This is a genomic window from Spirosoma daeguense (assembly GCF_054776875.1).
Map to the genome: position 1 here is coordinate 884931 of NZ_BAAHBF010000004.1, position 8339 is coordinate 893269.

Here is an 8339-nt window from a genome sequence, read left to right on the forward strand (position 1 = left end):
GCTGTAGTATTCCCCGAAAAATCTGTCTTCTCCCATGATTCTACGGAGCAGGAAGGCTTTTTAAAGATTTTCAACCATCTTGCCATGTTGTTTGACGCTTTCATAGCCAGAAGCCGCTTTCGTTAAAAATCCATGAAAGATTACATTCGCCCAATTAAACGTCTGCTTGTTGCCAACCGGGGAGAAATTGCCATTCGCATCATGCGGGCTGCCACTGAGTTAGGCATTACGACGGTTGCCGTTTATACGTATGAAGACCGTTATTCGCTCCACCGCTATAAGGCCGATGAGGCTTTTCAGATCGGTCGGGATGAAGACCCATTGAAACCTTATCTGGATGTTGAAGGCATCATTCTATTAGCTAAACGGCACAAAATCGACGCCATTCATCCGGGCTACGGCTTTCTGTCGGAGAACGTAAAACTGGCTCGTCGGTGCCGGGAGGAAAACATTATTTTCGTTGGTCCATCGCCCGAAGCCATGGACGCACTAGGCGATAAGGTTCGGGCTAAAAACCTTGCAACCAAGGCTGGCGTACCGCTTATTCCAGATTCGCGCGAAGAAAATATGTCACCCGAATTTGCCCTGACCGAAGCCGAACGTATCGGTTTCCCGGTGATGGTGAAAGCGGCTGCCGGTGGTGGTGGTCGTGGTATGCGGGTAGTACGTAACGCCGAGGATTTTCCGAAAGCGTTTACGGAAGCCAAGAACGAAGCCAAAAATGCGTTCGGCGACGATACGATTTTCCTTGAGAAATTCATCGAAGACCCCAAACACATTGAGGTTCAGCTATTGGGCGACCAGCACGGCAATATCGTTCACCTTTATGAACGCGATTGTTCGGTACAACGTCGGTTCCAGAAGGTGGTAGAGGTGGCTCCATCGTTTGCGCTACGTCAGGATACCAAGAATAAATTATACGAGTATGCCCTGCAACTCGGTCGGGCGGTTAACTATTCGAATGCCGGAACAGTCGAGTTTCTGGTCGATAAAAACGAGAATATTTTCTTCATCGAGGTAAATCCACGGATTCAGGTTGAGCATACCATTACGGAAGAAGTGACGGGCATTGATATTGTTCGGACGCAGATTCTGATTGCAATGGGCTACCAGCTTTCCGACAATGGTATTTACATCAATCATCAGGACGAAATTCCGCTGAACGGTTATGCTATTCAGTGCCGGATCACAACCGAAGACCCCGCCAACGGCTTCAAACCTGATTTTGGCACCATTACGGCCTATCGGAATGCCGCTGGTTTTGGTATTCGTCTGGACGAAGGAAGTAGCTACGCGGGCATGAAAATCTCGCCTTACTTCGATTCGATGATTGTGAAAGTATCGGCGCGGGGACGTACGCTCAAAGGAGCGTGTCAACGACTGATGCGGGCACTGGTCGAGTTCCGGATTCGGGGTGTAAAAACCAACATTGGCTTTCTGGAAAATGTGATTCGCAATCCGGTTTTCCAGCGTGGCGAAGCGCGGGTATCGTTCATCGAAACGCACCCTGAACTATTCGATTTCCGCAAACCACAAGACCGTTCGACCCGTGTACTCAACTACCTTGCCGACGTTATTGTAAACGGCAATCCAGAAGTTAAGAAAAAAGACGATTCGAAGGTGTTCCGTACGCCTGTTGTTCCATCGTTCGATACGTATAGCCCGTATCCATCCGGCAACCGCGACCGAATGAAACAACTGGGTCGTGAGCAGTTTGTGCAATGGGTGAAGGAACAGAATTGCGTACTTTATACCGATACTACGTTCAGAGATGGGCACCAGTCGTTGCTGGCAACCCGCGTCAGAACGCAGGATTTGATGAAGGCGGCTGAAGGTTTCGCCAAAAATCACCCCGAACTGTTTTCAATGGAAGTCTGGGGTGGTGCTACGTTCGACGTATCGATGCGCTTCCTGTACGAAAGTCCGTGGAAAAGACTGGAAGCCCTTCGCGAAGCCATGCCGAACATGCTGCTGCAAATGCTCTTCCGGGGTTCAAATGCGGTTGGTTACTCAGCTTATCCTGATAATTTGATCGAGAAATTCGTTGAGAAATCCTGGGAAACCGGCATCGACGTATTCCGCATTTTCGACTCGCTGAACTGGGTCGAAGCCATGAAAGTGAGCATGCGTGCGGTTCGTGAACGTACCGACGCCCTCTGTGAAGCAGCCATCTGCTACACAGGCGACATCCTTTCGCCCGATCAGAAAAAATACACGCTGCAATATTACCTCGACATGGCTCGCCAGCTTGAAGATGAGGGTGCTCATATGCTGGCAATCAAAGACATGGCAGGACTGCTGAAACCACTGGCTGCCGAAGTACTGGTTCGCGAGTTGAAACAGGCGGTTAATATTCCGATTCATTTACACACGCACGACACGGCTGGTATTCAAGCTGCTACGTACCTCAAAGCCATTGATTCTGGTGTCGACATTGTCGATTGTGCGCTGGGTGCTTTGTCGGGTCTGACCTCACAGCCGAATTTCAATTCGGTAGTGGCGATGATGCAGGGCCACGAGCGCGAGTGCAAAATGAATCTGCCGTCGCTCAATGCGTATTCCAATTATTGGGAAGACGTTCGGGAATATTACTATCCGTTTGAGTCGGGCATGAAAGCGAGCAGCGCCGAAGTGTACGAAAACGAAATTCCGGGCGGTCAATACTCGAACCTCAAACCACAGGCCATCGCAACCGGACTGGGCGACAAGTTTGAAACCCTGAAAAAGAATTACTCCGTAGCCAACCAGCTTTTCGGCGACATCGTGAAAGTAACGCCGTCATCGAAAGTAGTGGGCGATATGGCTATTTTCATGACAGCCAACAACCTAACCGCCAGCGACGTAGTGAGCCGGGGCGAGTCGCTTTCGTTCCCGGAATCGGTAAAAGAACTGATGAAAGGTATTCTGGGCCAGCCGGTTGGTGGTTTCCCGAAAGATGTGCAGGAGGCCATATTGAAAGGTGAAGAACCGATTAAAGGCCGCCCGAATGAACATCTGAAACCCATCGACTTCGACGCTGATTTCAAAACGTTTCAGGAAAAATACCCGCATAGCGATGGTTTCGTCGATTACCTGTCGTACCAGATGTATCCGAAGGTGTATGACGAATATTACAATGCCAACGAGCAATATGGCAATGTCAGCATCATTCCAACGCCTGCTTTCTTCTACGGTCTGAAAGAGAACGAAGAGATTCTAATCAATATCGAAGAAGGCAAAAATATTCTGGTACGTCTGCTGTTCAAATCAGAACCGGACGAGTTCGGAATGCGTACCATTACGTTCGAACTGAATGGACAAAGCCGTCAGGTACGTGTCCGCGACAAAGCGTCGAAGGTTGAAAAGGCGCTTAACGCCAAAGTCGGTAAAGACGGCGACGTAGGCGCACCGCTTCAGGGCCGATTAACGCGCATTCTGGTCAAAGAAGGCGACACGGTGAAAAAGAATCAGCCGTTGTTCGTCATCGAAGCTATGAAGATGGAAAGTATCGTAGCCGCACCCAAAGCGGGTACGGTTAGCAAAATTGTCCTCAAAGAAGCCACCGTTGTCGAACAGGACGATTGGGTCGTAGAATTGTCGTAAGTTTATGTAAAAACAAACGTTATGACACCTACGCCCCCACTTTCTAATCTACAGATGAGACTTCTGAAGCTATATGCCCATCAGGTTTCTGACGAAGATTTGCTTGCAATCAATCAGCGCATTGTTGATTATTTTGCAGAAAAAGCAACGAAAGCAGCGAATGATGTATGGGATAAAAAAGGCTATTCAGATGAGTTGATGGATGAATGGCTTCAGACCGATTTACGGAAAAGTAAGCCAGAATGAGAGTTGTTTTAGACACGAACTGTCTGTTAGTTTCCATATCTGAACGGTCAAAGTACTATTGGCTTTTCCAGGCGCTTCGGGAGAAACGGTTCGAGTTGTATTTGTCTAATGAAATCCTTACGGAGTATGTGGAACTGATTGATCGTTATTTCAGCCCGGCTGTGGCAGAACCCGTTTATCAGTTATTGACTGAATCGGACCACATTCACCAACTAGAGATTTTCTTTCAATGGCATCTCATTACCAACGATCCAGACGATGACAAGTTTGTTGACTGCGCGTTTGCCGCGAATGCTGATTTTATTTTAACCGAAGATAAGCACTATGCCGTGTTGGCTTCGGTCAGTTTCCCGAACATATCGGTCATTAATCTGGAAACATTTCGGCAACTGCTGATCAATGGTTAATGCGAAAATTGTCCTCAAAGAAGCCACCGTTGTCGAACAGGACGATTGGGTCGTAGAATTGTCGTAAACGTAGCATAATTCACGGCGCGTTTACTTTTTATGCACATCACGAAAGAGCAGCATGTCGCCAAGACGCTGCTCTTTTTCATTATCAAAACCACAGGTCGACCGAAATTCTTTCGGATTTCGATACGTGCCGAACAACATATCCCACCAGACAATATCGCCGTAGTTGTGGCTATGCTTTTCATATTCATGATGAATCCGATGCATTTCGGGCCGTTGAAATATGTAGCCAATCCACTGTGGTGTTTTCACATTAGTATGGTAAAAAAACTCGCCCAGCGCCGTACAAAGGGTATAAATGGCTCCCGCTTCGGCAGTCAAGCCTAAAAGTGTGTATACCAGCAAACTTCCAATAATTGAATTGACCACCATTTCGAGCGGATGCTTGTAAAACGACGTAATGACTTCGAGCCGTTGCGGACTATGGTGAATCTGGTGAAAATGCGTCCACAAAAAATCGACGGTATGCCGCCAGCGGTGCCACCAGTAGAAAATGAACGTAGCGATGATGTAGGCAATAATGCCGCCCGCTACGTTGCCCACGTGACTGGACAGATGAAAAACAGAGTGATCTATCAACCACTTTTCCCACGTAAAGCCAGCCATAACGACGACAATCAGCTGTACAAAATTGATAGCCAATACACGTATCGTCCAGGTAGGAACAGCGGGTAATTTCCAACCGGGAACCAGTCGTTCGAGAATAAAGCAAAAGGCGAAAACGGCGAAGATAACAGGTAGCATAACGTAGCGTTTTTAGGTAAATAATTACCCAAAGGAACAGCGCTACGTTGACCAAAACATTGACGAATATCAATTTCGCTGACTCCGTAATCGGCTTAGCGTTTCGGGCGAAATGCCCAGATGCGAGGCAATATATTTAAGGGGCACACGGCCAAATATATCCGGAAAATCACGCATAAGCTGCTGGTATCGCTCAGGAGCCGTCTGCATCCGTAAATTCTGCGTGCGCAGCTCACTCATAACGTAGTATTTCTCGGTTAATAAACGGCCCACTACGTTAAATTCGGGGAAATCGCGGTAAAGCTGTTGAAGCTGCTCATACTTTATCGACCAAACTATACTCTCTTCCAGCAGTTCAATATATTCCTGCGCCGGTTGCCGTGCGTAAAAGCTGACGATAGAAAACAGAAAATCACCTTCCCGCATGAACCAGGAAGTTACCTCTCGGCCATCTTTAAGGTAGTAACCCCGCATCAACCCTTTTTCAACGAAATAGAGTCGATCCGAAATCTGACCCGGCTGGAGTAACCATTGCTTACGAGGGAACGTATCGCCACGTAGCATTCTGGTCAACGCACCTTTCAATTCATCGGAAAGCGGCTGGAGCGTTTGAATCAACCGAAATAGCGTTTCCATGATCAATTTCTTACCGACTAACCTTGTGTTACACAGTTTTTTATACCAAATTACTCACGTAAACCTAGCTGCTGTATGGAAAATCAACCACCTCCCCCGCCCCCTTATTCTCCAACGCCACCCGTACAATTAAGCGAATCTGACGAACGCATGTGGGCTATGCTGGCCCACTTGATTGCTTTGCCGGGTTCATTTTTTTTGATCGGTACCGTTGTGGCTCCTGTCGTTGTCTGGCAAATTTATAAAGACAAGTCGGCCTACATCGATTATCACGGAAAGGAGTCTGTAAACTTTCAGATCACAATGGCGCTGGCAACGGCCATATCGCTCCTGCTGATGTTCGTTCTGGTCGGTTTCGTTCTGCTTTTTATTGTTGGAATTGTCTGGGCCGTATTTACCATCATCGCTGGCATCAAAGCCAACAACGGTGAATATTACCGCTACCCGCTCTCGATACGGTTCATTAAATAACTATCAGCTACGTAGCATAGGATCACTAAAAACGCCCTTCATTACGTAACGGAGGGCGTTTTACTACGTATCAGAATCATGTTAAACACTCTTTCTAAATTCTGCCGGTGTATAGCCGGTATTTTTTTTAAAGAATACGTTAAAACTGGGCTGTTCGGCAAAACCAATGCTGTAGCTGATATCCTGTAAACTCCAGTCGGTTTGTAGCAGCAACGCTTTAGCTTCGTCCAGAATACGGTTCCGAATGTGCGTGCTGGCATTTTGGCCGGTGTGTTTCTTCAGAAGCTGGTTCAGGTAGTTTGGGTGCATGTGCAGACTACCCGCAAACTCTTTGGCTGTTTTGATCCGAATGGGCGCACTATAATTTATACCCGAAATTTCTCGCTCCAGCAGATCGAAAAAGTGATGAATGTGCGAGAAATCGGCGGTGACCTGATCGGGTTTAGGGTAGCGGGCAACCTTCATACTTTCGACCATCAGCAACTGCAAAAAAGCCTGCATGGCGTATTCTTTTAAATCGCTGTTGCTCAGCTCTTCTTCCTGCATTTTTTCGAAATACTGACTGATTCGCGACACTTCATTGTCGTGCAGACGGAGTACGCTTTTGCTTTTTTCGGAAAACAGCGCGAACTGATCAATTATCGCTTTTAGTTGTGCATGGTGATTGATGAAGGACTTTTTGAACAGGACGTAATAGCCGCCGGACTCCTCCGATAAATTTTTCCAGGAAATAATATCGTTGGGATGGATAAACAGCAGCGTGGGTTCGTCGATATAATAGGTGTTCAGGCCCATTGTAAAAACCCCAGATCCTTTGGTGATGAGTAAAATTTTATAGAATTCCCGCCGATTGGGAGACAGGTAATTCCGACACTCATGCTGTTCGCGGTTAAAGACCCGGATTTTCCAGTCTTCATAGAATTCACGAAAAACGGGAATCATGTCGGGCAGATCGCGCAACGTATCAATCACTTTGCTGTCTAAAGTCGTCTTGAGCATGTCGGAAGGGCGTTTATACAAATCTAGTAAGCCTACCATCAGTAAGTCAAGCCCTTAACTGGATTGTCATTTCGCTCCCTGCAACTGCGTGTTGGCACTTACATCATCGTGATCGGTGCCGGTAATTACCTCGAACCATTCGTCGATATCTTTTTCAAAAGCCACCGTTTTGCTACGGTACCGGTCGAGTGTATCGTTTCCGAGTGGCAAATGTACGGGCGGATTTTCGGAGTTCGCCAACGTAACAAACGCTTGGGCGAGCTTCATCGGATCGCCCGGTTGCTGGCGATTGGCTTTGGCCGCGAAGTCACGCATGGCACCAACCGTTTCGGCATAGTCGGGAATGATCTGTTTACTGCTGAACAGCGACGATTCATCCAGAAAATTAGTCCGAAAAAATCCGGGAGCAACCACCGTAGCGTGAATGCCCAATGGAGCGACCTCCATAGCCAGTGCTTCGGTAATGCCTTCAATCGCGAATTTTGTGGAACCATACAGTCCCCATCCAGCATAAGCACTAAGCCCACCCACCGACGATACGTTGATAATGTGACCAGCTTTACGTTTGCGCATAAATGGAAGTGCGGCCCGGATTACGTTCAGCGTACCAAACACGTTGACTTCATAATTTTGCTTCACCTCTTCGTTAGTTGCCTCTTCGATACCCGACAGCAGCCCATAACCAGCATTATTGACCAGTACGTCAATCTGAGTGAAGTGATCAATAGCTTGTTGAACCGCTTCCGTAACCTGCTGTTCGTTCGTTACGTCCATTGATACTACGAACAGGTTAGGGTTATTGTCGAACTGAGCGCTGAACTCTGCGGCTTTGCTACGCACTGTTGCCACTACATTATCGCCCGACGCGAGTACAGCTTTGGTAATTTCTAATCCGAATCCTCTCGATGCCCCGGTTATGAACCATGTTTTTTGCGTTTTCATCTCGTGCTCTTTTTTTGTTGTTTGATGAGACAAAATTGAGCACGAGCCGGGGCTGAAATTGTATCAATAACAAAGCACGAATTATGAATGTCAAAGATTTGCGAAGCGAATCGGATTTTAAGAAGCTACCAGAAAATTGGACAGTATTTCAGCTTGAAACATATAAATAACTGATGTTACGCAGGCCATCCTTAGATTGACAGCCTACTGATTAAATTTAACAAAAATTAGCCATGCACTTCGTTT

Annotated in this window: 8 protein-coding genes; 4 read left to right on the plus strand and 4 right to left on the minus strand. The window is 47.2% G+C overall.

The genetic code is table 11. From position 1 onward, the window contains the following. Positions 1-132: 132 nt before the first annotated feature. The 3 genes from ACYVD4_RS16355 to ACYVD4_RS16365 are packed head-to-tail and all read left to right on the plus strand — an operon-like array spanning position 133 to position 4235. A complete protein-coding gene (locus ACYVD4_RS16355) occupies positions 133-3582 on the plus strand; it encodes a pyruvate carboxylase (RefSeq protein ID WP_460947521.1) in 3450 nt (1149 codons plus the stop codon). Positions 3583-3603: 21 nt separating this feature from the next. Further along, positions 3604-3828 carry a hypothetical protein gene (locus ACYVD4_RS16360; RefSeq protein ID WP_460947523.1) on the plus strand — a complete coding sequence of 75 codons (225 nt, stop codon included), beginning with the start codon at positions 3604-3606 and terminating at the stop codon, positions 3826-3828. Then, complete coding sequence (locus ACYVD4_RS16365) at positions 3825-4235, plus strand: putative toxin-antitoxin system toxin component, PIN family (RefSeq protein ID WP_460947525.1); 411 nt, start codon at positions 3825-3827, stop codon at positions 4233-4235. The genes ACYVD4_RS16360 and ACYVD4_RS16365 overlap by 4 nt, the downstream gene beginning before the upstream one ends. A 90-nt stretch (positions 4236-4325) precedes the next feature. Here the strand turns inward: ACYVD4_RS16365 and ACYVD4_RS16370 are convergent, their stop codons facing one another. After that, complete coding sequence (locus tag ACYVD4_RS16370) at positions 4326-5045, minus strand: sterol desaturase family protein (RefSeq protein ID WP_460947527.1); 720 nt, start codon at positions 5043-5045, stop codon at positions 4326-4328. Between the two features lie 69 nt (positions 5046-5114). After that, positions 5115-5681: a Crp/Fnr family transcriptional regulator gene (locus ACYVD4_RS16375; protein WP_460947529.1), complete on the minus strand. Its 567-nt coding sequence runs from the start codon at positions 5679-5681 to the stop codon at positions 5115-5117. Between the two features lie 75 nt (positions 5682-5756). Here ACYVD4_RS16375 and ACYVD4_RS16380 point away from each other — a divergent pair, with 75 nt between their 5' ends. Continuing rightward, complete coding sequence (locus ACYVD4_RS16380; RefSeq protein WP_460947531.1) at positions 5757-6152, plus strand: DUF4870 domain-containing protein; 396 nt, start codon at positions 5757-5759, stop codon at positions 6150-6152. Between the two features lie 81 nt (positions 6153-6233). Here the strand turns inward: ACYVD4_RS16380 and ACYVD4_RS16385 are convergent, their stop codons facing one another. Both ACYVD4_RS16385 and ACYVD4_RS16390 read right to left on the minus strand, forming a co-directional pair. Then, positions 6234-7151 (minus strand): AraC family transcriptional regulator, encoded by a 918-nt coding sequence (locus tag ACYVD4_RS16385; protein ID WP_460947533.1) that lies wholly within the window; start codon positions 7149-7151, stop codon positions 6234-6236. A gap of 66 nt (positions 7152-7217) precedes the next feature. Beyond that, a complete protein-coding gene (locus ACYVD4_RS16390; protein ID WP_460947535.1) occupies positions 7218-8093 on the minus strand; it encodes an oxidoreductase in 876 nt (291 codons plus the stop codon). Between the last annotated feature and the right edge of the window lie 246 nt (positions 8094-8339).